Source organism: Limnothrix sp. FACHB-881, assembly GCF_014698135.1.
Classification (GTDB): domain Bacteria; phylum Cyanobacteriota; class Cyanobacteriia; order CACIAM-69d; family CACIAM-69d; genus CACIAM-69d.
In genome coordinates this window covers 78,173-102,624 of the sequence record NZ_JACJSN010000005.1, presented here as the reverse complement: position 1 = coordinate 102,624, position 24,452 = coordinate 78,173, and the positions used below count along the sequence as shown (strand labels likewise).

Here is a 24,452-nt window from a genome sequence, read left to right as displayed (position 1 = left end):
TCTGCCAGTCCAGAGTTTGAGGAGGAAATGAGGGATGGATTGGGATGAAGAGGAGGATTTGCTACCGGAAACACCGGAGGAGATCTATGGCAATTTGCGGCGATCGCTCCAGCGGCAAACGGGGTTTGAGCTGCATTTTGTGGTGTGCGATCGCGCTAAGGAATTGGAACTCTTCGATCGCTTGCGGCGGGAGATTCCCGAAAAGCGGTTTGCTCAATTGGTGCTCGATCGAAAAGATACGACGCTGCTAGACAAGGTGAAGGAGCTGGCAGCAACGAACGAGTTTGATGTGCTGTTTGTGCGGGATTTGGATGCAACCCTGCTGGACTACGAAGACACCAAGCGGCAGGCGGGCTGGAGCGATGTACAAATTTATGAGGTTGATTGGCGCGGTGTACCGCCAATTTTGCAGCATTTGAATTGGGCGCGGGAAACCTTGCGAGATCAGTTTCCTTGTGCATTTATCATCGGTTGCCGACCGACGACCATGCAATATCTCAGTGAGCGAGCGCCGGACTTTTTTGATTGGCGGCTAGGGGTCTATCGGTTTCCCTTAGAATCTTCAGAAATTGATCGAAAAATCCTAGAAGAAGCATTAGCAGAAGATAGCTATGAAAATCTGACTGAGGCAGAGTTCATCAAAAAGCTGCTTGAATTACAAGACCTGATTAAAATTACTGGTGATATAAATCAACTAAGCAAACTCTACTTTCAAGCTGGAAAGCTAAATTTTTTCGCTAAAAATTACAGTCCGGCAATCAGTAACTTTATCCGTGCCCTTGATCTTGATCCGACAAATGATTCAGCTGCTTTTTTGCACGGTAGTTCATTGTTTCATATGGGGCGGTATGAAGAAGCAATCACCAGCTATGGTCACGCTCTACAGCTCAATCCTGACAGTGAAAAAGTTTGGCTTATTCGAGGTCTGGTTCTGAGTATTCTTGGGCAATATGAGGAGGCAATTACTAACTATGATCGTGCTATCCAGCTCAAACCCGATGACGACAATGCCTGGAGTGCCCGAGGCAGCGCACTGAAGGATTTGGGACGGTATGAAGATGCGATTACCAGCTATGATCGCGCCCTTCAGTTCAAACCCGATGACTACGATGTTTGGAGTAAACGAGGCAGTGCACTGAAGGATTTGGGACGGTATGAAGATGCGATCAGCAGCTATGATCGTGCCCTCCAGCTCAATCCTGATAGTGAAAAAGTTTGGCTTATGCGAGGTCTGGTTTTGAGTATTTTGGGATGGTGTGAAGATGCGATCAGTAGCTATGATCGCACCCTCCAGCTTAAAGCTGATGAATATCACGCCTGCTTTGGTCGAGGCATGATGCTAAATGCTCTTGGGCAGCATGGAGAGGCGATCGCCAGCTACGACCAAACTCTCCAATTCAAACCCGATTACCACGAAGCCTGGAACAACCGAGGCATTGCGCTGGATAATCTTGGGCGCTATGAAGAGGCGATCGCCAGCTACGACCAAGCCCTCCAATTCAAGCCCGACGACCACGATGCCTGGTACAACCGAGGCACTGCGCTGGGTCATCTTGGGCGGCATGAAGAGGCGATCGCCGCCTTTCAACAAGCAATCAAACTCAACCCGCAAAACACTTCGCCCTACTACGATTTAGGACTATTGCAATTTGAGCAAGGCGATCTCGCTGGGACGATCGCCACCTTTCAAAAGGTAGCCGAACTCGATCCCACCGATGAAATTCCGCCCAATAATCTCGGCTTTTTGTGCCTAATTATTGATCGCCTCGACGAAGCCGAAACCTATTTGTTAAAAGCTAGAGAACTCAAACCCAGCTTTTATATGTCCGCCTTCAATTTGGCAGCAGTGCGAGCCTTGCGCTCCGATCTCGACAGTGCCCGATCGCTCCTAGCCGAAAGCCTGCAACTCTGCCCCAAATCAGACGATCAAGAACAACTCCATTGGTCGATCATCTCGATCCTGTTGGGCAATGTCGAAGCCGGTTTTGAGCAACTCACCGCCACCCTCGCCACCCTGACTGATCCCACAGCAACGTGGCCGATTCGGGGCGGCGTGCTGGAAGCCTCCCAAGCGATCGCCCGATCGCCCCTGCAAACCCCCGACCTGCACCGGGCGATCGACCTGCTCCAGTCCCACCTCACCCCATAACCTGTCGCCCGAAATCTCATCGTTCCCACACTCTGAGTGGGAACGCCCTCCCCGACGCTCTGCGTCGAAACACCCCCAACCGGACGCAGAGCGTCAACCTGCCATTCCCACGCAGAGCATGGGAACGATCGAGATCGATTTCGCCTCACGCACCGCCCCGACTCTCGATTGGGCGATCGACGGTGCGTGGGAGAACAAATCAACCGTTTCGCAACCCTTTAACCGTCCTCCCACAGCACCCTACCCGATCGCCCTTGAGTCATTAGAAAATGGATCAAAAATGCCAACCGTTCTGCAAGTCGGCCCCTACAGCTTCATTTTCTTCAGTTCCGATCGAGGAGAGCCACCCCACATCCACGTCAAACGCGATCGGCAACTGATTAAGATTTGGCTCGATCCAGTTGAAACTAGCAAAAACCTCGGCTTTCCTGACCACGAAGTCAGTCGCATTATCAAACTCGTTCAAGAACACCAACCCGAGCTGATTGAGGCCTGGCATGACTACTTTGATCTTGGAGATTGAACCCCAAGCCCAGCGAATCGACTTTGACGATCACACCTTCACCATTCACCTCGCCGACGGCCGCCAACTCACCATCCCCCTCGATTGGTATCCCCGCTTGCAACAAGCCACCCCCACCGAACGCCAAAACTGGCAACTGCTCGGCGATGGCTACGCGATCGAGTGGCCCGACCTCGACGAACACATCGGCATCAATGGACTCCTGGCCGGCAAACGCAGCGGCGAAAGCACCCGATCGTTCGATCGCTGGCTCACCCAACGGCGATCGACCCCCATCCGAGAACCGTAGGATCGATCGCCCTCATCATTGCACCCATCAGCCCCCCTTTGAGACTATTGGGGGCATGGCGCGAGCAGGAAAAGCACTCAAACAAACCTTGCAAGACTACGGCATCAGCCCCCCCTTTCAGACCATTGGCGGCTCGCCGTCACCATGGGCATTGCCCGATCGACCGTGCATTATTGGTTCAACGAAACCCAAGACCCCCAAGCCGACGCAATTCCAGCCATCGTGGCCGCCCTAGAGGCGATCGAACCCGCCGCCGCCCGAGCCTTTTTGGAAGCCTACCTAGGGCGATCGCTCACGGATTGGATCACCCCAGACCCGCCATAGACCAACCAATCTAGCTCGCAGGGAGCGATCGCGGCTCCTCAAAATCCCACGGTTCAAATAACTCCGCCACCGGGAACGCAAACCCGCTCACCACATCCTCCCCCTCCAACAAATCGCCAACCCGCAACAGGCGATCGGGTTCCGGGCCGTGATAAACCAAAATGCAGCGCTCATTCGGGTCAATCTTCCACAGCAAGCGCGTCCCGTGGGCAAAATATTCCACGATTTTTTGGTGCATTTCGTCCACCGTGTTGCCCGGCGACAAAATCTCCACCACCAAATCCGGCGCACCCTCAAAATAGCCTCGGGGCGGGCGGCTGAGACCCTGCAACCGAGATCGATCGATAAAGGCAATATCGGGCGATCGCCGGTTGCCATTGCCCAGGGTAAACGCCGTGCTCGAATCACAAACCGCCCCCAAACGGCGCGATCGCACCCAATTCATCAGTGCCGCCACCAAAACGCAGGCCAAATAGCCATGCTCCATCCCCGAATTGCCCATATCCACCACCTGACCGTCCACCAACTCGTAGCGATGCCCCTCTCTGGGTAAGGCCATCCAGTCTTGATCCGTCCAGGTTTGAGGGCTTGTGGCAATGGTCATTCCCGTTGCGCTCCTACCGATCGCGATCGCCTGTTGCTATTGTGCCGTGGTCTACCCGATCGCCTCGGGATCAATGCCCAACTCCCGCAACCGGGCCGCCAGGCGATCGGCTCGATCTCGCTCCTGTTCAGCCCGTTTCCGTTCTTGCTCGGCGCGTTGATGCTCTTCCTCAGCCCGATCGCGCTCTTGCTTGGTGCGTTGGATCTCTTCCGCCAGGGTCGAAAAGGGCTGACCGTCCGGCCGAAATAGGGTGAGGGTGTCTTCGTCCATTTGGAACCGAATGCCGAGCCGGGGACTCACCCAATCATCCGGGCGATCGTCCCGGAGCCGCAAATCGCCCCGCTCCGATCGCACCAAAATGCTCAAATCATGGCGATCGGGATCGTAGATGTAATATTCCTCAACGCCGTAGGTGTCATAGAACGCCTGCTTTTTCAGCATTTCCCCAAAGCGATTGTCCGGCGACAAAATCTCAAATACCACTTGGGGCGCGATGTTGTTTTCACACCACTGCTTGTAGGAACCCCGATCGCCCTTGGGAACCCCAAACGCCACCATCACATCGGGCGCTTGGCGGGTTTTGTTGTCGCCTTCCACCGGATACCAGAGCAGATCGCCCGCCACAAAAACTTGCGGATCGTTGGTAAAGACGGCGGCAAGGTTCATGTAGATCTTTTGGATCCAATGAAACTGTTTCGTGTTGTCCGCGATCGGCTGGCCGTCGCTGTCGGGATAGTCGATCGGTGGGGGCTGAATCCCTGGCGTGATCGTCGTGGTGGTGGGTTGGGCAATCATCGGTTAGTCCTCACGATCGCGGTTGGTCTCATTATGCCAACGGAGCCTGATGCCAACGGAGCCTGCGATCGCCCGGTGGGGGTTTGTGGGGCCTAGGAAACCTGGATTCGGGGGAATTTTGATACGATCGCAGCAGCTTTGTTGCTGGCTCAAGGCTCAAGATACTTTTGGCTCAAAACCCTGAGCTGAAGGTTGCTTGATGCCACAGTGCGGCCTCAGGGAGCTAAACCGTTGGTGCATCTTTAATCGGCGTATTGTCACGCAGTCTGTCTTTTGGGGGGGCGATCGCCGCTGTGGCGGTCGGTTGTCATCATTTACCGAATTTTGACCACGAAATACCGAGATTTTGGGGGCAATTTCCCTTGAATCTCTGGTTTGAGGCGGATTTGGTCTGTGCGGAGTTGTAGCCCCTACCTAGTAACTGATGGTTACGACAGGCTGCATCGTTTTCGGCCGCATGGCGCTGCGATTATTGTGAATGCTCCAACGACAAGCTCGGCTGTGGTTGCCTCCGGTAGCCCAATTCTGATTGGCATTGCCGATCGGGAGTTGGCGCAGGCCTTGGCCCAGGTGGTGGCGGAGTTAGGGTGCGAAGCCCATTGCCCCGCGAGTTTGGATGAGTTGATGGCGGCGGCCGCTCGGCTCCAGCCGCTTTTGGTGTTGGTGGGGTCTTGGCCGGAGCTGGCGGCCTTGGAACTGTGCCATCAGTTGCGATCGGCGGCCCCCTACCAAAACACCCCGATCGTACTGGTGGGGGCGGCGGGGCAAATCGATCGGGGCGCGTTGTTTGCGGCGGGGGCGGCGGACTATTTGCTGTTGCCCTTGGAACCGGCGGAGGCTTTGGCACGCATTCGGTTGCATTTGGATCGCAGTCGGCTCGATCGACTCCATGAGCGGGCCCGCAATCTGACGCTGTTTCGGGGGCCGGCCCTGTTGGCCGCCAGTTTGCAAAAGCGTTTGCGACGACAGGCAGAATTATTACAAGAGCAGCTCTTTTTGCTCGATCGGGAAGTGCGGGAGCGGCGGCAAATGGAATCGGCCCTGCGCGATGAGCAAAGCCGCACGCAAAAGTTGCTATTGAATGTGTTGCCCCAAGCCATTGTCGATCGGCTGGCAAGGGAGGATGGGTTGGCGATGGAAAACGAAATCCTCGCCGATCGGTTTGAGGAAGCCACAATTTTATTTGCCGATATTGTGGACTTCACGCCCCTTTCGGTGCAGTTGCCGCCTTTGGAGTTGGTGCAATTGTTGAATCGAATTTTTTCGGCGTTCGATCGATTAGCCGAAGAATTTGGCCTCGAAAAAATTAAGACGATCGGCGATGCCTACATGGTGGCCGGCGGAATTCCTGTGCCGCGCCCTGACCATGCCCTCACGGTGATGGAAATGGCGATCGCCATGCGCCGAGAAATTAATCAACTGCGGCGAGAAACCGGGTTGCCCTTGGCCTTGCGAATTGGCATCAACACGGGGGCCGTGGTGGCCGGCGTGATCGGCATCAAAAAATTTAGCTATGACCTTTGGGGCGACACGGTAAATGTGGCCAGTCGAATGGAGTCCCAGGGGATTCCCGGCAAAATTCAGGTGACCGAGGCAACCTATGCCTACCTGAAGGATCATTACGAGTTTGAGCGTTGGTCTAATCTGCCAGTGAAGGGGCGCGGTCGCATGACGGCCTATCTCTATGTGCGGAGGCGATCGAGTCCCTGGCCCAATCCGGAAGCCAACTCGGCCTCGGAAGAAACACCGGCCCCTGTGCCCCATGGCACTGACTCGGGGCCGTCGGAGTTGCGATCGCGTGAGCCAACTCCTGAAATTGCTCTTTGATGGGGGTTGAGATCGTGGTGATGATCGCGATCGTTCATGAGCGTGATTGTGACTGTGATTGATCGGTTGAGGATCTGGGGATCTTTGGCCAAGCCATTATCCTGGGAATAGCTGAAGCAAGACCGGGGAACAGGCATGGTTTCGGAAGCGGCAAGGAAGGCTTGGTGGCAACGGCTGCAAACTTGGCAAAATCAACCCCGGCCGCAACCGGAAGAGTCGATCGCCCTGCGAATCTTGGTGCAAATTTTGGTGGCGATCGGGATTTTGGCCACCGATGTGGCCGCTGGAACCCAAACCAGTTGGTGGGCCATTCCCCTCAGCTTTGGCGGGGCCTACTGGAGTTGGCGGCAACGGCGGCGGCGCAACTTGGGGGCGCAACTGGCGATCGCGGCGGGAATGCTGGTGGCCTTGGCCGTTTTCTTTCGATCTCTCCTGGGCAATTTGGGAGATACGCGCCTGGTTTTGGCGGAGTTGCTGATCCATTTGCAAGTGCTCCATTGCTTTGACTTGCCCCGGCGCAAGGACTTGGGCTACTCGATGCTGATCGGGCTGATTCTGATGGGGGTGGCCGGAACCCTCAGCCAAACCATGTTGTTTGCGCCCGTGTTGGTAGCCTTTGTGGGGGTGGCGCTGCCAATGTTGGTGTTGGACTATCGATCGCGCCTGGGATTGGAACCGGGCGATCGGGATTGGCGCAACCTCACGGGGCTAATGCGGCCGGGTCAGATGGCGCGGCTATTTGGGGTGGTGGCGGTTTTGGGGCTAGTGGTCTTTGCCCTGCTGCCGCGTTTTCCGGGCTACCAACTGCGCCAGTTTCCGGTGACGGCCCCGCCCAATTTGATGGATCAGATGTTTGATAACCGGGATCAGTCTGCGTCGATTCGCAATCCCGGTTATGGGCAAGATGGCCAAGCCCTCGGGGGAACCAGCGGCGCAGGCCGCGGCCAAACGGACAACACGTTCTATTACGGCTTTAGCAGCACGATCGACCAAACCCTTCAGGGGCAACTGGTTCCCACCTTGGTGATGCGGGTGCGATCGCAGTCGCCGGGCTTTTGGCGGGTGTTGGGGTTCGATCGCTACACCGGTCGCGGGTGGGAAATTTCCCGCAATGACGACACCCAAAGCCTGGTGCGGCCCGATTGGTCCTATCGCTTTGTGATTCCGCCGGAGCCAACCCGCGCCCAAATTGAAGAGGTGGTGCAAAGCTACACGGTGCTTTCGGCCTTGCCCAACCTGATTCCCACCCTGGCCCAACCAACGGAGCTGTTTTTCCCAACCCGAGGAATTGCGATCGACAAGGAAGGCAGCATTCGATCGCCCCGCATTTTGGATGAGGGGTTAACCTACTCGGTCATCTCCCAAGTGGCCTACCGCGATCGCACCCGACTGCGCCAGGCCCGCCGTACCTATCCCCCCTTCATTCGGAACTATTACCTCGATGTGCCCGCGGCCCTGCGGCCCAAGTTGCAAAAACGGACCCAAGAGTTACTCGCGAAGGCTCCCAATGCCCGTAATGATGCGTATGAGCAGGCACTGTTCTTAGCCCAAGCCCTGAAGCAAACCTACACCGTACAACCGGACTTGCCGCCACCGGCTGCGGGCGAAGATTTGGTCGATCGCTTTTTGTTTCAGTATCAAGGGGGCTATCCCGATCATTTCCCCACTACCCTCACTCTCATGTTGCGGAGTTTGGGGATTCCGGCACGGGTGGCGGCCGGGTTTGCGCCGGGTCGGTTCAATCCTTTCACCGGCCTATACGAGGTGTACAACACCGATGCCCATTTGATCACAGAGGTTTATTTTCCCGGGTATGGCTGGTATAGCTTTGACCCGATTCCTGGCCATCCCTTGATTCCACCCTCGATCGAGAAAAATGAAACCTTCAGCACCCTGGAAAAACTCTGGGCTTGGGTGGCTGGTTGGTTGCCCACGCCCCTGCGCAATTGGCTGGATGGGGTGATTTCAGGGGTGTTGGGGGGACTGCTGGCGCTGGTGGGTCGGTTGCTGGGTTTGTTAACGGGGGGCTGGACAGGTATTTTGGCGGCGATCGCCCTGGCCTTGGTGGTGGGCGGGGCCCTGTGGTTGGGTTGGTTGGGCTGGCACACTTGGCAACGGCGGCGGCGTTTGGCTCGGTTAGTCCCGATCGCTGCGTTATATCAGGAGGTGCGCGATTGGTTAGCAGAAGACTGTCCCGCCTATCCTTGGCAAACACCATTGGAATATGTGGCCGCCTATGAACAGTGGCTCGCCCAGCAGGGGGGCGGCCCCGGCGCGGGCGATCGCTTGGCGCTGTTGGCGGCGGTGGCTGGAGCCTACAGTGATTGGCGCTATGGCGATCGCCCGGCGGATGTGGCGGCTTTGCGGGAACAGTGGCAACGGGTGCGACGGCGCGATCGGCCCCGGCTGTTGGGAGCGGCGGCTCGCTAGGGGGCGGCCTGGTCTTTGGTGTTCAACGGTGGGGGACTGGTTTGGCGCTAAACTTTTAAGACGCAATTCCCGTTCCCAGGATTCAGGACTCCAATCCGCACCGAGGATCTTCGAGGTTGGGAATCGGTAAAGGCTCCGTTGGCCGTTGTTTGCCCAATTGCCCATGACCCTCAAAGCAATTCTGCTGGACTTTAACGGCACCATCATTAATGACGAACCGCTGCACGGGCAACTTCTGCAAGAGATGTTGCTGAGTGAGAATTTGCGGCCGGATCCGGAGGAATTCCGCGAGGTCTGTTTGGGCCGGAGCGATCGGGCCTGTTTGCGGGATCTGCTGGCTCGGCGGGGGCGAATGGTGGATGATGACACGCTCGATCGGTTGGTGGCCCGCAAGTCGCAACTGTATCTCGATCGTCTGGCCCACTTGCCCCAACTGCCGATCTATCCAGGCGTGGTGGACTTTTGCAGTCGGGTGCGCACCCTGGGGTTGCCCATGGGAATTGTGACCGGGGCCCTGGCTGCGGAGGTGGAGACGGTTTTGAGTCGGGCGGGACTGCGATCGTTCTTTAGCGTGCTGATTACGGGTGATATGGGCATCGAGAGCAAGCCCGCTCCCGATGGTTATTTGCAAGCGGTGGCCCAGTTGCGATCTCAGCTCGATCGGCTGGATTTACAACCCCAAAATTGCTTGGCGATCGAAGACACCTACCCTGGCATTGCGGCGGCCAAGGCTGCGGGAATGCAGGTGGTGGGCGTGGCCACCAGCCACCCATTCCAAATGGTGCACCGCCGGGCCGATTGGGTGGTGGACTTTTTGAATACGTTGGATCTCGATCGGGTGCAGCGGCTTTTTGCCGGTCGGGAACGGCCTGAACCGCCGATTGGTGCTACCATGTCCGATACGCCAATTGCCTCGGGGAATTAGCTCAGTTGGTAGAGCGCTGCGATCGCACCGCAGAGGCCAGCGGTTCGAGTCCGCTATTCTCCATTTCAACCAGTTCCCATTTCAACCAGTTCCTTAAACTTGGGGCGCGTTGGCCAACACAGCCGTCAGTTTGGCTGCGGCTTCGAGGCTGTCGGCCAGGGAAATCGGCAAGCTTTCAATTAACTCGCGCGTTTCATCACTGGGTTCTCCCAACACCCGCAGTACGATCGCGGGGCCGCGTCCCTGATTCAGGGCCAAATTATTAGCCCAATTATTCACAGCCAAGTCCCCTTCACTGCGGGTGGTGGAGAGGGGTTGCGGTAATTCTTCCATCGGTTGGGTTTCCTGTCGCCACCAACCATGGCGCTTGGCATATTGGTGAATCACTGCCACCACGCCATCCAGGGTGATGGCACTGCCCAACAAATCCAGCAGCACCACCCGCACCGGGTGTGGATGGCTGAGACTGGCTAAGGCCTGTTCGAGCCGCCCTTCTAGGATTTCGGGGCGACCACCGCCCACGGTCCAGCCCACATTGATGAACCCGGCCACGTTGCCCCCAAAGCGGCAAACCAAATCCAAGGCCGCTAAGGTCAGCCCCATGCCATTGCAAACAATCCCGATCGGGGTGCTGGCGTTCTTTTTGCTGCGATCGCCATTGGTGGAATTGCTGTTCTGACCGTTCACGGCCCCCTGAGCACCGTGGGCCGCATTGGCCACCGAAGCGGGCGCGGTTCCGCCCTCAATCCAAACGGGCTTGAGGCTGGGCGGCATCACTACGCCGTTGAGCAGGCATTTCAACTCCGTGTGGCGATCGATCGCACTGTCGTTCACGGTGACTTTGCCGTCCAGGGCCATCAGTTCCCCGGCTCGATCGACCCCTAGGGGATTGATCTCCACCAAATCCAAATCATTTTGGACAAACAGGGCATACATCCGCTCCACAATCTCGCTAACGGAAGGCACTAGCTCGCCCCGCAGACCCATCTTCAGCACCAAACGGCGGGCATAGAAGGGCGAAAATTCCCCATCCACCAACACCTGATGCACCGTACCGGCGGACAGCTTGCCATCCATCCCCCCTTGGGTGGATCCCAGCAGCACCGGCCGCCGGGCGTTGTCATCCAGCGCCACCGCCAGATAAAACTCCTGCTCTACGTTGTATTTGGCCTCCGCCAACAGCAACGCAGGACATTCCCCCCCGATCGGCAAGCTGAAAATGGCTTGGGCGGCGGCCACCGCGTCGATCGTGTTACTGGCGAACCGGATCCCACCAGCACGCCCCCGCCCCCCGGCCCGCACTTGGGATTTCAGGGCGATCGGGTAGGGAATTTTCAATTCCCGCAATTCCTGCAAGCTGGCGATCGGTTGGGAAGGCAGCACCGGAATGCCCATGGCGGCAAACAGGGCTTTTGCCTGATACTCCAGCAAGTCCATCGTTAACCTAGCTAAACGCTGTGGGGAGGGGATGGCCAGCCTTGTGGGATGGCTTTGGCATTATACGATCGCGCTGAAAACGGCGCTGTGTCGCCCAATGCCACGCAAGGCACAAAAGCAATCTATTGGATACCGGGCCCAATCCGGGTCTTGGGCAACGACTGAGACCAACTGGGCCCCAAGGGCGCGAGCGGCGACCCTCACTCAACCCAAAGATCGCCTTCCAGCTCTGGATCGGAGGTGGGCTGAGCATCGCGGGCCGATCGCCCCGGGCCCGGATGGGGTGTTTCGCGGGTCAGATCCGTGGTGGGAGCGGGGGTGTGGTCAACCTGGGGATCGAATCGAGCGGGGGGTTCCGCCTGGGTTGGACAAACCACATAGGGCAAGGTTGCGCCCTTCAAGCCCCGTTGCAACCGTTCGGGCGATCGCTCCGACAGCAAAAACAGCGGATAGATTCGATCGGCCCGATCGCCCACCACATGGCGGTAAGCCAGGGGCATCACCCATTCATAGTCGCGATCGAGCAGCAATTGCGTCTGTCGCCAGCGACTCATCAGCCCATAAAAATCCTCATTGGGCCGATGCACAAACACAAACACCGCCACGCCCGTGGTCACCTGCCACTCGGGATCGCACATCAGGAGGGCAATCTCGCAGGGCAACCGCACCGCCTGCCGCCCCGGCTTGTTGGTCGATCGCTCGGACTCGATCGAGTGGCGACGGCGCGATCGGCTCACATCGGCCACCTCGGCCAGTTGGGTCATTTCCAGCACATCGGGATCGATCCGCGCCAACGGCAACGTAATCACCACGGTGCTGTCCAGGGGCCGCCGCATACTGGGCAACAGTTCCAAGTAGGGCCGATATTCCCGCAGCAGCTCGATCGCCGCCTGCCGCCCACTATAAGTCGCCAGAATTTCCTCATAATCCGCAGACTTGATGGACATAGGCTGCCTCGCTGATGCTACTGCTCACTCGATCGCTGGAAAAGTTTGCCTGAGAAAAATTCGCCCGAGAAAAATTCGCCTGAGAAAAGCTGACCTGAGAAGAATTCGCCCGCGAAAAATTCACCTGAAGTTTTGATGATTGATCGCTTTGCCTTGGAGTTTTGGTGGTTGATATTTGGAGTTTTGATGGTTAATAGCATTGCCTTGCAGCACTACTTAATCGCATCCATCACCGCAAAGATGGGCAAATACATCGCCAACAAAATCGAACCAACCATCCCCCCAATCACCACAATCATCAACGGCTCCAACATACTGGTTAGACCCTTGATTGCTTGCTCCACTTCATCTTCATAGAAGTCCGCCACCTTCATTAGCATTTTGTCGAGTTCCCCGGTTTCCTCACCAATCATCATCATCTGAATGGCCATGGCCGGAAAGACCTTATATCGCTCGATCGCCGCACTGATCGTCCCCCCACCTTGAATTTCGGTAATGGAGGAAGCCACCGCATCCGAAACCACCTGGTTATCGGCGGTATCTTTACAAATTTCGAGGGCTTGAATAATCGGCACACCCGATCGCGTCAACGTCCCAAAGGTACGGCAAAAACTAGCCACCGAGCTTTTCTGAATGATGTCTCCAAAAATCGGCAACTTCAGAAAGACGGCATCCATTTGGCGCTTGCCAGCCGGTGTTTTGTACCACAGGTCATAGACAACCTTGCCGATGACCAAGGCAATTACCAAAAACACCACATAGAAATTCTTGCGCCCCTTGGGATCATCGTCGGGGAAGGTGGGGCCACGCAAAAACTCACTGATATTAATCATGATTTGCGTGAACGCCGGCAATTCAGCCCCCAACTTATCGAAAATTCCCGTAAAGGTTGGTAGCAGAAAAATGGTCATTCCCAAAAAGATAATGACCGCCAAGGATCCCACTGTGGAGGGATAGGACATGGCGGACTTAATTTGGTTTTGTAGCCGGGCGGCATTTTCCAGCAGGGTTGCCAGTCGGGTGAGCACTTCATCGAGCACCCCCCCAATTTCACCTGCTTCCACCATGGCGCAATAGAGCTTACTGAAGATGTCGCCGTGTCGTTTCAGCGAAGAAGACAGGGTTTCCCCTTCTTGCACATCAGCATTGATTTTAAATAGGGCTTTTTTCAGTTTGGGATTTTCACATTGATTGCTCAAAATATCCAAACATTTCACCATGGCAATGCCCGCATTGAACATGGCGGAAAATTGCCGAGAGAACACGGCCAAATCCTTTACGGTTACGCTGGCCGTGAGGCTGGCAAGGTCAATGTCTAGGCCGCTTTTCTGTTCCTTGAGATCGCGAATTTGGGCTTGGCTAAACCCAGCGGCAATCAGTTTATTACGCGCCCCGTTGATGCTTTCTGCTTCAACAACTTCGCGCTTGCCTTTGCCGTCGGGGCCAGCGATGGTGGCGATGAATTTAGCCATAGGGCGCTGCTCAAACTACGTGAGTCCTCAGAATTCTGTCGAGAGTCCGTTGCCAGGGGTGGCGGCGGCACGGGGGGAAAAGGGGCTGTGGGGGTTGGGCTGGGGCCGATCGCCCGAGGGTTTGCCGAGCGATCGACCCCGTCGTTACCTTCTGTTGATCGATCATGCGCCCGATATGCGCTCGATCGGTGATGCCAATCTAGGTGCGCCTCACTGGATCCGCCTGATTAGGGCAGGAATGCCGCGTCCCTAGCGACCAGCACCCACCTTGCCACCCAACAACCGCTGTAGCTCGTCGGGTTTGGAGCTTTTGCCCAGGGCATCTTCGTAGGTGATCTTGTTTTCTTGGTACAGCTTCGCCAGGCAAGATTCCATGGTTTGCATCCCCTGCTTACCACCCATTTGAATCGTGGAATAGATTTGCGAGGTTTTGCCTTCCCGAATCAGGTTCGCCACAGCGGGGGTATTCAGCATAATTTCGTGTGCTGCACAGCGACCGCCCCCAACTTTCTTGACCAAGTTTTGTGAGCAAACCCCCACGAGGGAGTTGGCCATCTGGGCCCGGACTTGGGGCTGTTGGATGGGGGGAAACACGTCCAAAATCCGGTCGATCGTCCCGGCGGCGGAGTTGGTGTGCAGGGTTCCGAAAACCAAGTGACCGGTTTCAGCGGCGGAGATAGCCAAGGAAATGGTTTCCAAGTCCCGCATTTCCCCCACCAGAATGATATCCGGGTCTTCCCGCAACGCTGCCTTCAGGGCGTTGGCAAAACTCTTGGTGTCTTCGCCCTTTTGCCGCTGGTGGAACAGGCTTTTCATGTTCGGGAACACATACTCGATCGGGTCTTCCACGGTCAGAACATGCTCCGCGCGGGTGCGGTTGATGTAGTCCAGACAGGCCGCCAGGGTGGTGGTTTTGCCGGATCCCGTTTGCCCCGTGATCAGCACCATGCCCCGGGGCCGCTCCGCCATCTCCAGCAGCACTTGGGGCAAACCGAGTTTTTCAAAGTTGGGAATTTGGGAAGCCAGGGCCCGCAAACAGGCGGCCCAGCAGCCCCGCTCGCGATAGACATTCACCCGAAACCGCGACAGACCCTTGACCCCATAGGCGCAGTCCAATTCCCAGTTTTGCTCCAGGTCTTTCCGCTGGTTGTTGTTGAGCATACTGAAAATCAGCTTTTGGCAGTCCTGGGAGTCGAGAACTTCACCAAATTGCGGTTGGGGGGTCAGTTTGCCGCTAATCCGAAAATAGATGGGCGCACCGGCTTGGATATGCATGTCGGAGCCGCCTTGTTCGATCAGCGATTCCATCACGTCTTCGATCATGTAATCCAGTGGCATGGTCGCTACTCCTGTCGAGTGAGGTTAGGTCGAATGGGGATCGAATGAGGGGTCGATCGAATGGGGGTCGATCGGGATCAAAACGCTGTCGGGGCCCGCAAAGTTGGCAGGGTTTGAACAACTCGAGCGGGGCCAACCATGGGGAAGCGTCGAAACCGGGGATGAGGTCAGCCGTGAAGTTGGCCGTGAAGTTGGCCTGAGGATGCCCAATTGGGCGGGCGATCGTATCAAGATCGCATTCCCTGCCAACCGGCGAGCCAGTCATGAGCGATCGCCAAAAGCTAGCGACCGGTCACCAACGGCTCTTCAAACCGAGGTGTGAGGCAATAGGGACAGTCCATCCAGTCTGGCTGGAGTTCTGCCGCGCAGGTGCGACAGGTGAGGGCGCTCTTGCGCTTGGCCTTCAGTTCCGCTTCTAGCCCGGTGTCGGTGAAGGTGACCCGCTCCACTTCCTCGAAGGTGGTCAGCCCTTCCCGCACCAGATCCAGGCTGTAGGCCAACAGGGTAACCATCCCTTCTTCAACGGCGGCTTCTTTGATGCGATCGGTTGGGGCCCCTTGGGTAATCAGGTTTTGCAAGGTTTCCGTCACTTGCAACACCTCATAAACCCCGCAACGGCCCTTGTAGCCCACACCGCCACACTTGGGACAAAGTTTGCCCATTTCGCCCAGGGTCTTGCGCTCATCAGGCGACACCACATTGGCCTTGTAGAAGGTCAGGTGGGATTCTTGGTTGGCGCTCATGCCGTAGCGGGCCAACTCTTCGGGGGTGGGGGTGTAGGGCACGCGGCATTCGCTGCAAACACGGCGCATTAGCCGCTGGGCCACCACGCCCAACAGGGCCCCCGCCACCATGAAAGGTTCCACGCCCATTTCATCCAAGCGGGCGATCGCCCCGGATGCGTCGTTGGTGTGCAGGGTGGTTAACACCAAGTGCCCCGTGAGGGCCGCCTCGATCGCCGTTTTGGCCGTTTCCTTGTCCCGCGTCTCACCCACCAGAATCACATCCGGGTCTTGGCGCAGGAATGCCCGCAGAATCCGCGAAAAGTCCAGTCCCTTTTCCCGAATCACCTGCACCTGGGTAATCCCAGGCAAGGCATATTCGATCGGGTCTTCAGCGGTACTGATGTTGATGCCCGGGTCGTTCCGTTCCGCCAAAATGGAATAGAGCGTGGTGGACTTCCCGGAACCCGTCGGCCCCGTCACCAAAATCAAGCCAAAGGGGCGGCTGGCCATCTCCCGCACCAACTGCAACGATTCCGGCCGGCCAATCAGCTTATCCAAACCCAGTTGTGTTGAGGAGTTATCCAAAATCCGCAACACAATCTTCTCGCCGTAGCGACTGGGTAGCACATTGACCCGAAAGTCCACTTTCCGCCCTTCAAAGACCCGGCGAATCCGCCCATCCTGGGTGTCCCGTCGTTCGGCAATGTCCAGGTTGGAAATGATTTTGAACCGGGAGGTCACGGCCGGAACCACCTTTTTCGGGAGTCGGAACACCTCTTGCAGCACCCCATCTTTGCGGAACCGAATCCGCATTTCTTCCTCTTGGGGTTCCACATGAATATCCGAAACGCCGTCTTGCAGGGCCTTAATCAAAACCTTATTCACCAGGTTGACGATCGGCCCTGACTCCGCGTCGTTCATGGAGCTGGCCAGGTCGTCCGTCTCCAATTCGTCGGAAGCCTCTTCCATTTGCATGGCTTCGAGGTTCTGCAAATCCGACTCATCGAAACTGACGGCGACGGAAGTTTGGCGGGAGGCTTGTTGGGACTTGCGGGCCGCTTCGTCTAGGTATTGGCTAATGATGGCCTGGTAATCTTCGGGGGCAATCACCCGCCGAATCAGGGCCAGGTTTTGGGGCCGCAGGATGCGATTCAAATCGTCCAGCGCGTCCAGGTTGTCCGGGTCGGCCATGGCCACCATCATGGCCGGTGCGTCGCCCCGTTGGGCCCGTCCCAGGGGCAGCAACCGATAGCGACGGCAAACATCCACCGGAATCAGGGTTTCAATGCATTGCTCCACCTGGGCCGCGGACACTTCTTCAATTTCCGGGTCGATCGCCTCAACCCCGTGGAGAATTTTGAGTTCAAACAGCAGTTGCTTTTTGTACTGGCGCACCAATTCCGGTGGCACTTCTTTGCCGGCGATCGCTGCCAGCACTTCCATCAGCGGCCGGCCCGACTGGCGGTGTTCAGCCAAAGCGCGGCTCATTTGGTCGGGATCCACATAGCCCGACTGCACAAGTTTGTTACCGAAGGGCGAAAAATTGCTTTGGACAACCAGGGCGCGCCGGTTTATGGAGTTTGTCATAGCAGGTGACACCTAGCGGGATCGAAGGCGCATCGATCGGGCGATCGGGCGCGAGGAGCGAAACGGACGGGCAATCAATTCAGCTACAGGGCCCAACTCAGCTACAGCATGACCCAGGTATACCCCGGTCTCCCTCCCGAAAACAACAGCCCGCAGCCGCGCAGCCCCAAGGATCGAAGCTGGATCCTGAAGCTGGATGCCTAAGAATGGCAGGCATTGACACTGATTGGTTTTTGGGCCATGGTTTTGAGTTTTGGGCCACGGGTTCGAGCCTGTTCTCGGATCGGTTTCAGGGTGGGCTGGCGGGTCATGCAAAGCCAATGGATCAAAACCAAATCAATCCTAAGCTAAAGGTCTCGGGAAAGCTCGCATCTAGAGCTGGCATCTAGAGCTGGCATCTGAGGTAGGGGCCAGGGCGGGAAATGTTCGATTCGGCCGGGTGGCGTTCTAACATAGGTTGAGCCTGTGCGGGTCACTGTCCGGGCAGCCCTGCGGGACAGGTGGGTGATGGGCAATCTGCACTTCAGCGAGTACTGGAGTGGTGAGGGCCACCCACGGGCGAGCGCCCCAATTTGGCCAATTTGCACGGGTCAGGAAATTTGACCGTTGTTGGACTGTTGATGGTCAAAGCTCAACAGGAACTCAACAAAAACTCCATTGTGATCACTGCTAGCGAGGAACCAATGACCTACAGCCCTGAAGAAAACCTGACGGAAGACAATGCCTCGGTGAATGACCCGGCCCCCGAAGCGGTAGTAGAAACCCCAACCGCCGAAGCGCCGACCCCCGAAGCCGCCACCCCCGAAACCAGCGCAACCGAGGAAGCACCGGCCACCCTGGATGATCTGGACTTGTCTGAGTTGGAAGAACCGGCAGCCGAAGGAACCTATGGGCCCAAGGTGGCGGACTTGCTGCGGGAAATTGAGGGCTTGAAGGGGCAACTGGACGATCGCACCGGCCAGCACATGCGCTTAACGGCTGACTTTGAGAATTTCCGCCGCCGCACCGCCAAAGAGCGCGAAGAGTTGGAGTTGCGGATTCGCTGCGATACGATCCGCGAGCTGTTGTCAGTTATTGATAACTTTGAGCGGGCCCGATCGTTTATCAAGCCCCAAACCGATGGCGAATTAAATCTGCACAAGAGCTATCAGGGCATTTATCGCCAGTTGGTGGACAGCCTGAAGCGGTTAGGGGTGGTGAAAATGCGCCCCGAGGGCCAGGAATTTGACCCGAATTTGCATGAGGCGGTGATGCGGGAGCCGTCCAATGAGCACCCGGAAGGCACGGTGCTGGAGCAGTTGCAGGATGGTTATCTGTTGGGCGATCGGGTGTTGCGCCATGCCATGGTGAAAGTTGCCGCTCCCGGTGAGCCTGTGGTAGCGTCTGAGGACAACGACCAGGCCGCCTCTGAGTCCTAAGGGCCGCCGAATGAGCAATGGCGCACCCGTTGGGCCCAGGGTCAATGATGATTCAGCGATGGCCCTGGGGCGATCGCCTCGGTTATCGGTTAGTGATCGGTTAATCGATCGTCCCAGGCTCTGGCCCAACGGCTCCGGGTTATGGTTCCGGGTTCAGTGCTGATGTGGTGGCCTCCTTTTCAGCCCAGTTTCGTCATTGGCTCTACCGGGCAATTCGTTCTAGCGGCTTGTTCTAGAAGTTTGGGTTCTGACCGTTGGGGTTCCAAAAACATTCGAGTGCCGGAACTCTCAGCTCTCGATCTTAAAGTTTTAGAAATTGAGCTTGAAACCATTCATCGCCGGGTTGCGGTGTGTTTGTTCCGAAAACCGGTCAATATGAAGGCCAATGGAAACTGCCTGGGTATTGATGAGGTATCGATCAATCTTGCCGTGATGGGGATGATTGAACCGCTGCTGCCATTGAGTTGAAAACTATGGGAAAAGTTATCGGGATCGATCTTGGCACGACCAATAGCTGCGTCGCCGTTCTGGAAGGCGGCCAAGCGATCGTCATTCCCAACTCGGAGGGGGCCCGCACCACTCCCAGCATTGTCGGGTTTGGCAAGGGGGGCGAACGGCTGGTGGGGGAGTTGGCCAAACGGCAGGCGGTCACCAACGCCGAAAACACGGTCTTCAGCATTAAGCGCTTTATCGGTCGCCGTTGGACGGAAACGGAGTCCGAGCGGCGTGTCATGCCCTACACCTGCGTGGCCGGGCGCGATGAGACTGTGGATGTGAAAATTCGCGACCAGTCCTACACGCCCCAGCAGATTTCTGCCATGGTGCTGAACAAGCTGAAGCAGGACGCGGAGGCTTACCTGGGGGAGGCGGTCACCCAAGCGGTGATTACGGTTCCTGCCTATTTCACCGATGCCCAACGCCAGGCCACGAAAGACGCGGGCCAGATTGCGGGTCTGGAAGTGCTGCGGATCGTGAATGAACCGACGGCGGCGGCCTTGGCCTACGGTGTTGACAAGCAGGATGTCGATCGGGCGGTGCTGGTGTTTGACCTGGGCGGCGGCACGTTTGATGTGTCGGTGCTGCAACTGGGGGATGGGGTTTTTGAAGTGAAGGCCACGGCCGGGAATAACCACCTGGGGGGCGATGACTTTGATAACTGCATCATTAGCTGGGCGATCGAAGAGTTCAAGGCGATCGAGGGCATTGACCTGCTCGAAGACAAGATGGCCCTCCAGCGCCTGCGGGAAGCGGCAGAGCGGGCCAAAATTGAACTGTCCGGTTCCCCCACCACCTCCCTGAACCTGCCGTTCATCACCGCCGACGAAACAGGGCCCAAGAATTTGGAAATGGAGCTGACCCGCACCAAGTTTGAAGAACTGGTGGCACACTTGGTGCAGGCCACGCTCGACCCGGTGGATCAAGCCATTCGGGATTCGGGCCTTGCGCCCGATCAGATCGATCGAATCATTTTGGTGGGGGGTTCCACTCGCATTCCCGCCGTCCAACAGGCCGTCAGCGCCAGGTTTGCGGGTCGTCAGCCCGATCGCTCCGTGAATCCTGATGAGGCCGTGGCCCTGGGGGCTGCCATCCAAGCGGGAGTCTTGGGCGGCGAAGTGCAAAACCTGCTGTTGTTGGACGTGACTCCCCTGTCCTTGGGGTTGGAAACCCTGGGGGGCATGTTTACGCGGATTGTCGATCGCAACACCCCGATTCCCACCTGCCGATCGCAAGTCTTCTCCACCGCGATCGACGGTCAGACCTCCGTGGAAATCCATGTGGCCCAAGGGGAGCGGGCCATGGTTGCCGACAACAAGAGCCTTGGCCGGTTCCTGCTGACCGGCATTCCCCCCGCTCCCCGCGGCCTGCCGCAAATCGAAGTCTCCTTTGAAATTGACGCTGACGGGATCCTCAAGGTCTCGGCCGTGGACAAAGGCACGGGCCAAAAACAAAGTATCCGGATCACCAATACCGGTGGCCTGTCCACGGAAGAAGTGGAGCGGATGCGGCAGGATGCGGAAAAGTTTGCAGATCTCGATCGCAACCGACGGCAGCGCGTGGATCTGAAAAACCAGATTGATAGCCTGATGTATAGCTATGAATCGGCACTCCAAAGCAATGCCGATCTGATCGATGATTCGTTGCGCCAAGTGCTGAAAACCCAGGCCGACACCCTTGGGCGACTGGATAGCGATCCGGAAGCACGCTTTGAGGATTTGCAATCGGCGTTCAATGCGCTTCAGGAATCCCTACTGTCGGTGGGTAAACGAGCTTATCAGAATTCGGAAGCTGCCAACAAGCCCTCATCTTCCCCGCAATTCCCATCCCCCGCTCCCGCTCCTTCCGTGACGGGGCCAACCAGTTCAGCATTCAGCTCCCCCCCGATCGCCTCCCCCCCGGTCACGCCGCCGCCCGTGGCTCCCGTGGCCACCAGTCCCGCGCCTGTCAGCGTTCCCAGCCCCAGCCCGGTTCCGGCGGTCACCCCTGCCGTGCCTGCGGTGAACCTGTTGGCCAACGGGGATGGGAATAGCTTTTCGATGCCGGAATTGAGTGTGGATCCGCCGTCCCCGATCGCCTCGATCGCCCTCACAGATTTGGGCATTGAGTTACCGGACGATGACGATTCAGAATACGATGACTCCACGATCGCGGCCGACTACGAGGCGATCGAGGACTAAACGCCTGATCGCTCCAGTTCCGAGCAATTCCCCATCCAGTTTCGACCCATTCCAACAGTCGCCAGCCCAGGCCAACTCTCCCAAGATTGGCCTGGGTAACCCCCCTCATCCATAGACGGCAATTACGCCCCCTCGCCAGTTGCAGCGTCACACCCCCTTTTGTTAAGTTTCGTCTGTTGGAGTTGCCCCTAACCACCCACACACCGATTGAAATCGCGCTATGGCTGATTACTACGAGACTCTCGGCGTATCTCGCGACGCAGATAAGGACGAAATTAAGCGAGCCTACCGTCGGTTAGCTCGGAAGTATCACCCCGACGTGAACAAAGAGGCGGGGGCAGAAGAGCGGTTCAAGGAAATTAACCGAGCCTACGAAGTGCTCTCGGAGCCAGAAATGCGGGCCCGGTACGATCGCTTTGGCGAAGCCGGTGTGTCGGGAGCCGCCGGGGGGCCAGGCTTCAGCGATTTTGGTGTGGGCGATATGGGGGGCTTCGCCGACATTTTTGAAACCTTTTTTGGCGGGTTTGCCGGAGCTGGCGGGGTTGGGGGGCCCGGTGGTGGCCGACGACGCAGCGGGCCGGTGCGTGGGGATGACCTCCGCCTCGATTTGCGCCTTGACTTCAAGGAAGCCATCTTCGGTGGCGAAAAGGAAATCCGGATTAGCCATCTGGAAACCTGCAACACCTGCAACGGTTCCGGAGCCAAGCCGGGAACCAGCCCCAAAACCTGTGGCACCTGTGGCGGCTCAGGCCAAGTGCGCCGAGCCACCCGCACGCCCTTTGGCAGTTTTGCGCAAGTGTCCGTTTGCCCGACCTGTAACGGTACGGGTCAAGTGATTGAGGACAAATGCACCGACTGCGGCGGCCGCGGCACCAAACAGGTCACCAAAAAGCTCAAAATCTCCATCCCAGCCGGGGTAGACAACGGCACGCGACTGCGGGTTTCCAACGAAGGCGACGCGGGCAAGGCCGGCGGCCCGCCTGGGGATCTTTACGTTTACCTGTTTGTGAATGAGGAGGAACAGTTCCAACGGGATGGCATCAATATTCTGTCGGAACTGTCCGTGAGCTATTTACAGGCAATTTTGGGGGCCACGATCGAGGTGGAAACGATCGATGGCACGGAGGCGCTGGAAATCCCGGCCGGAACCCAACCCAGCACGGTGTTAACCCTGGAGGGCAAGGGCGTGCCTCGCTTGGGGAACCCCAGCCAGCGCGGCGATCACCTGATTACGGTGCAGATTGAGATTCCCACGCGGATCAGCAATGAGGAGCGGGAAATTCTCGAGAAATTGGCGGCCCTGCGTGGCGACTCGACCCATAAGGGGGGCCGCGGTTTTTTAGGTAATTTGTTTCATTAGGGGACTGGAAAGGAGTTGGCAGGATGGCGGCGATCGCCCTGGAACCGGATGAACAGCTTGATCTGCGGGGAACGCCCTGCCCCATCAACTTTGTGCGCACCAAGTTGAAACTGCAACAGATGGCAGCCGGGGCGCTGCTGGAAGTGTGGCTGGATGCGGGGGAGCCGATCGAGCAAGTGCCCGATAGTTTAACCATGGCGGGCTATGCGATCGAGTTTTTGGGCCCTCACCCCGAGGCGGCAGATGGTCACTTTGTGCTGCAAGTGCGCAAGCCGGCCGCTGCTGCTGCGGAGTCATGACCGGGCAAGCAACGACTCTCCCCGCTGAACCGATCGCGATCGAACGGTTAATGGGCACGGTTTTGGCCGTGCAAGCCAACTATTACTGGGTGCAGCTTGACCCTGGTGCTCCCATTCCCGCCACCTGCACCACTCAACGGTTGCTGTGTTTGCGGCGGGCCCGCCTGAAAAAGGTGGGTCAACAAGTGGCCGTGGGCGATCGGGTGGTGGTGGTGGAACCGGACTGGCAAGGCCAACGGGGGGCGATCGAAGAAGTCCTGCCCCGCCGCAGTTGGCTCGATCGGCCGCCCGTGGCCAATGTGGATCGGGTGTTGTTGGTCTTTGCCCTGGCGGAACCCGCCTTGGATCCCCATCAACTGAGTCGATTCTTGGTGAAAGCGGAGTCTACGGGGCTGGCGGTCACCCTTTGTCTGAACAAACGGGATTTGCTGTCGGTGGCGGACTGCCAGCAATGGCGCGATCGGCTGCGAAATTGGGGCTATGACCCATTACTGATTAGTGTTTATCAACAACAGGGACTCCAAACCCTGCATGAGGCCCTTTCGGGGCAAACAACCGTTGTGGCGGGCCCGTCCGGTGTTGGCAAGTCCAGCACGATCGGGGCCTTAATTGGCACGGATCTGCGAACGGCCGCCGTTTCCGGCAAATTGGCTCGCGGCCGCCACACCACCCGCCACGTGGAGCTATTTGAGCTGCCGGGTGGTGGTCTGCTGGCGGATACGCCGGGATTCAATCAGCCTCAACTGACCTGTGGCCCCGCTGCCATTCCGGCCCTGTTTCCCGAAATTCAGCAACGGCTAGCGATCGCTCCCTGTCGCTATGGGGATTGTCGCCACCGCAATGAGCCAGACTGCGCCGTTCGCGGCGACTGGGAACGATATCCTTTCTATCTGGAGTTGCTTGAGGAGGCGATCGACTACGAAGCCGCCCAAGAGCGCCAACGCCAAACCGAAAGCTCCTTCAAGCGCAAAATCCAGCGAGACGGGCGCGAAGTCCTGGAACCCCGGTTGAATAGCAAACGATTTCGCCGCACTTCCCGCCGATTGCAGCACCAGGCGATCGAGGAAACGGATGATCTTTAATAGACCTCTTGCGCGAATCAGTTAACAGCCCTCATCCCCCAACCCCTTCTCCCAAGGAGGGCGAAGGGGAGCCAGAAATCGGGAATAACGGCGATTTCGTTGTTGGTTGCCAAGTCCCTCTCCCGACTTGGGAGAGGGATTTAGGGTGAGGGTTTTGATTGATGCAAGAGGTCTAATATTCCAAACCTGTCCCGAACCTGTCCCGGAGCAATGGCCGGAAGATAGCCGAAAGATAAGCGCTGGCAG

22 protein-coding genes and 1 tRNA gene are annotated in these 24,452 nt (G+C 57.5%); 15 read left to right on the top strand and 8 right to left on the bottom strand.

Going from position 1 to position 24,452, the window contains the following annotated elements; genetic code table 11:
* Positions 1-34 precede the first annotated feature (34 nt).
* The 4 genes from H6G52_RS06830 (at position 35) to H6G52_RS06815 (ending at position 3,285) form a co-directional block, all read left to right on the top strand.
* The gene (locus H6G52_RS06830) at positions 35-2,149 is read left to right on the top strand and encodes a tetratricopeptide repeat protein (protein WP_242026241.1); all 2,115 of its coding nucleotides are present in this window, start codon (positions 35-37) and stop codon (positions 2,147-2,149) included.
* Between the two features lie 118 nt (positions 2,150-2,267).
* A complete protein-coding gene (locus tag H6G52_RS19045) occupies positions 2,268-2,672 on the top strand; it encodes a DUF4160 domain-containing protein (protein ID WP_370567680.1) in 405 nt (134 codons plus the stop codon).
* Complete coding sequence (locus H6G52_RS06820) at positions 2,647-2,961, top strand: DUF2442 domain-containing protein (RefSeq protein WP_190527296.1); 315 nt, start codon at positions 2,647-2,649, stop codon at positions 2,959-2,961. The genes H6G52_RS19045 and H6G52_RS06820 overlap by 26 nt, the downstream gene beginning before the upstream one ends.
* A 144-nt stretch (positions 2,962-3,105) precedes the next feature.
* On the top strand, positions 3,106-3,285 hold the full coding sequence (locus H6G52_RS06815) for a hypothetical protein (protein ID WP_242026240.1): 180 nt from the start codon (positions 3,106-3,108) through the stop codon (positions 3,283-3,285).
* Positions 3,286-3,295: 10 nt separating this feature from the next.
* Here H6G52_RS06815 and H6G52_RS06810 read toward each other — a convergent pair whose 3' ends face one another.
* Both H6G52_RS06810 and H6G52_RS06805 read right to left on the bottom strand, forming a co-directional pair.
* A complete protein-coding gene (locus H6G52_RS06810; protein ID WP_190527294.1) occupies positions 3,296-3,889 on the bottom strand; it encodes a Uma2 family endonuclease in 594 nt (197 codons plus the stop codon).
* A gap of 51 nt (positions 3,890-3,940) precedes the next feature.
* Complete coding sequence (locus H6G52_RS06805; RefSeq protein WP_190527292.1) at positions 3,941-4,684, bottom strand: Uma2 family endonuclease; 744 nt, start codon at positions 4,682-4,684, stop codon at positions 3,941-3,943.
* Positions 4,685-5,185: 501 nt separating this feature from the next.
* On the opposite strand from H6G52_RS06805, the gene H6G52_RS06800 reads away from it, so the two are divergent.
* The 4 genes from H6G52_RS06800 (at position 5,186) to H6G52_RS06785 (ending at position 9,929) form a co-directional block, all read left to right on the top strand.
* Positions 5,186-6,511 carry an adenylate/guanylate cyclase domain-containing protein gene (locus H6G52_RS06800; RefSeq protein WP_370567679.1) on the top strand — a complete coding sequence of 442 codons (1,326 nt, stop codon included), beginning with the start codon at positions 5,186-5,188 and terminating at the stop codon, positions 6,509-6,511.
* Between the two features lie 135 nt (positions 6,512-6,646).
* On the top strand, positions 6,647-8,941 hold the full coding sequence (locus H6G52_RS06795; protein WP_190527290.1) for a transglutaminaseTgpA domain-containing protein: 2,295 nt from the start codon (positions 6,647-6,649) through the stop codon (positions 8,939-8,941).
* 163 nt (positions 8,942-9,104) lie between these two features.
* Positions 9,105-9,866, top strand: coding sequence for an HAD family phosphatase (locus H6G52_RS06790; RefSeq protein ID WP_190527288.1), 762 nt, complete (start codon positions 9,105-9,107; stop codon positions 9,864-9,866).
* Positions 9,857-9,929: transfer RNA gene (locus H6G52_RS06785), tRNA-Ala, on the top strand. The genes H6G52_RS06790 and H6G52_RS06785 overlap by 10 nt, the downstream gene beginning before the upstream one ends.
* A gap of 30 nt (positions 9,930-9,959) precedes the next feature.
* Here the strand turns inward: H6G52_RS06785 and H6G52_RS06780 are convergent.
* The 4 genes from H6G52_RS06780 to H6G52_RS06765 form a co-directional block, all read right to left on the bottom strand.
* Positions 9,960-11,303, bottom strand: coding sequence for an ATP-grasp domain-containing protein (locus H6G52_RS06780; protein WP_190527286.1), 1,344 nt, complete (start codon positions 11,301-11,303; stop codon positions 9,960-9,962).
* A 200-nt stretch (positions 11,304-11,503) separates the two neighbouring features.
* A complete protein-coding gene (locus tag H6G52_RS06775) occupies positions 11,504-12,250 on the bottom strand; it encodes a hypothetical protein (RefSeq protein WP_190527284.1) in 747 nt (248 codons plus the stop codon).
* Entirely contained in the window at positions 12,225-12,374 is a 150-nt protein-coding gene (locus H6G52_RS19040; protein WP_190527283.1) for a pentapeptide repeat-containing protein, read from the bottom strand. The genes H6G52_RS06775 and H6G52_RS19040 overlap by 26 nt, the downstream gene beginning before the upstream one ends.
* An 88-nt stretch (positions 12,375-12,462) precedes the next feature.
* Positions 12,463-13,722, bottom strand: a complete 1,260-nt coding sequence (locus tag H6G52_RS06765; RefSeq protein WP_190527281.1) for a type II secretion system F family protein — start codon at positions 13,720-13,722, stop codon at positions 12,463-12,465.
* A gap of 19 nt (positions 13,723-13,741) precedes the next feature.
* On the opposite strand from H6G52_RS06765, the gene H6G52_RS06760 reads away from it, so the two are divergent.
* Positions 13,742-13,975 (top strand): hypothetical protein, encoded by a 234-nt coding sequence (locus H6G52_RS06760; RefSeq protein ID WP_190527279.1) that lies wholly within the window; start codon positions 13,742-13,744, stop codon positions 13,973-13,975.
* Here the strand turns inward: H6G52_RS06760 and H6G52_RS06755 are convergent.
* On the bottom strand, positions 13,972-15,060 hold the full coding sequence (locus tag H6G52_RS06755) for a type IV pilus twitching motility protein PilT (RefSeq protein ID WP_099532084.1): 1,089 nt from the start codon (positions 15,058-15,060) through the stop codon (positions 13,972-13,974). The genes H6G52_RS06760 and H6G52_RS06755 overlap by 4 nt on opposite strands.
* Before the next feature lie 281 nt (positions 15,061-15,341).
* Positions 15,342-17,372, bottom strand: coding sequence for a GspE/PulE family protein (locus H6G52_RS06750; protein ID WP_190527276.1), 2,031 nt, complete (start codon positions 17,370-17,372; stop codon positions 15,342-15,344).
* Positions 17,373-18,055: 683 nt separating this feature from the next.
* Here H6G52_RS06750 and grpE point away from each other — a divergent pair.
* From grpE to rsgA, 6 genes are all read left to right on the top strand, one after another.
* Positions 18,056-18,790, top strand: coding sequence for a nucleotide exchange factor GrpE (gene grpE, locus H6G52_RS06745; RefSeq protein WP_190527274.1), 735 nt, complete (start codon positions 18,056-18,058; stop codon positions 18,788-18,790).
* Positions 18,791-18,931: 141 nt separating this feature from the next.
* Positions 18,932-19,258: a hypothetical protein gene (locus H6G52_RS06740; RefSeq protein ID WP_190527272.1), complete on the top strand. Its 327-nt coding sequence runs from the start codon at positions 18,932-18,934 to the stop codon at positions 19,256-19,258.
* 5 nt (positions 19,259-19,263) lie between these two features.
* The gene (dnaK, locus tag H6G52_RS06735; RefSeq protein WP_190527270.1) at positions 19,264-21,465 is read left to right on the top strand and encodes a molecular chaperone DnaK; all 2,202 of its coding nucleotides are present in this window, start codon (positions 19,264-19,266) and stop codon (positions 21,463-21,465) included.
* A gap of 220 nt (positions 21,466-21,685) precedes the next feature.
* A complete protein-coding gene (dnaJ, locus tag H6G52_RS06730) occupies positions 21,686-22,825 on the top strand; it encodes a molecular chaperone DnaJ (protein ID WP_190355385.1) in 1,140 nt (379 codons plus the stop codon).
* Between the two features lie 23 nt (positions 22,826-22,848).
* Positions 22,849-23,124 (top strand): sulfurtransferase TusA family protein, encoded by a 276-nt coding sequence (locus H6G52_RS06725; RefSeq protein ID WP_099532077.1) that lies wholly within the window; start codon positions 22,849-22,851, stop codon positions 23,122-23,124.
* Positions 23,121-24,206, top strand: a complete 1,086-nt coding sequence (rsgA, locus tag H6G52_RS06720) for a small ribosomal subunit biogenesis GTPase RsgA (protein ID WP_190527268.1) — start codon at positions 23,121-23,123, stop codon at positions 24,204-24,206. The genes H6G52_RS06725 and rsgA overlap by 4 nt, the downstream gene beginning before the upstream one ends.
* Positions 24,207-24,452: the final 246 nt, after the last annotated feature.